Source organism: Ponticaulis profundi, assembly GCF_042659465.1.
Taxonomy (GTDB): Bacteria; Pseudomonadota; Alphaproteobacteria; order Caulobacterales; family Hyphomonadaceae; genus Ponticaulis; species Ponticaulis profundi.
Genome location: NZ_JBHSSW010000061.1, coordinates 1 through 1044 on the forward strand (window position 1 = coordinate 1; position 1044 = coordinate 1044).

Below are 1044 nucleotides of genomic sequence, written 5' to 3' on the forward strand. Positions count from 1 at the left end.
CCGACATTTCACACGTCGCTGGACCGGACCATCGCGGAAACCGTCAGCAACACGCGCGTCACCTTCAAGGGCGACAAGATATACCTGACCGGGGGCAGCCTGCCGGATCGGGTGGGCATGATCTACTCGATCAAGGAGTTTCCGCGCGAGTCCTTCGTGACCATGTTCGATGAACTGGACCTGCCCGTCGATATGGTGGTGTCGAACTACTACGTTCCGGTCAACAGCGGCATCATGGAAGAGCGGATCGCGCGGGAACTGCGCCGCCGCGCCGCGATCAACGACAAGGCCGCCAACCTGATCGAGGCAGTGCAACAGGCGCAGAACCGTCTGGCCTCCGGGGAAATCACTTTCGGACAGCATCAGATGGCGGTCGCCGTCTATGCCGACACTGAGGACGAACTGGCAAAAGTCAGCTCGATGATCCGCAACATCGCCGTAGGCGCGGGCGTCAAGATGGTCGCGCAGGGCTATACGTCCCGCACCGTCTATTTCGGCCAGCATCCTTGCAACCGTGCCTTCCGCATCCGCGAAGGCGTGATCACCAATGAACAATTTGCCGACTTCGCGGCGCTGCATCGTGCTGCCATGGGCAAGAACGGTGAGAATGTGCCTTGGGGCACGCCGATCACGTGGTTTCCGACAATTTCGCGCAGCGCCTACCGCTTCAATTTCCATGAAGAAGGCGATCCTCGCAAGGAACCAAGCAACGGTCACACGCTGGTCCTTGGCCGCATGGGGTCGGGCAAATCGGTGCAGGCGGCATTTCTGGCAGCGCAAGCCCAACGTGTCGGTGCGCGGGTCTTTGTCTTCGACTATCGCCGGGGCATGGAAATGGCCGTGCGCGCCTTGGGCGGTCGGTATTCCGAACTGAAGGCTGGCGAACGCACGGGCCTCAATCCTCTTTGGATCGAGACGGACACGTCCGGACAGGAATGGCTGAGCGACTGGCTCATTCACCTGATGGAAACCGGCCATAGCCAGCTGCACCCGGAACAGTCCCGGGCGGTGCGCGATGCCGTGCGCCAGAACGCCGAGGCGCGG

Annotated in this window: 1 protein-coding gene; it reads left to right on the top strand. The window is 61.6% G+C overall.

Annotation, left to right across the window (positions count from 1 at the left end; genetic code table 11):
- Nucleotides 1-1044: VirB4 family type IV secretion system protein (locus tag ACFQDM_RS15985; RefSeq protein WP_377380732.1), on the top strand; the 1044-nt coding region annotated here is incomplete at both ends.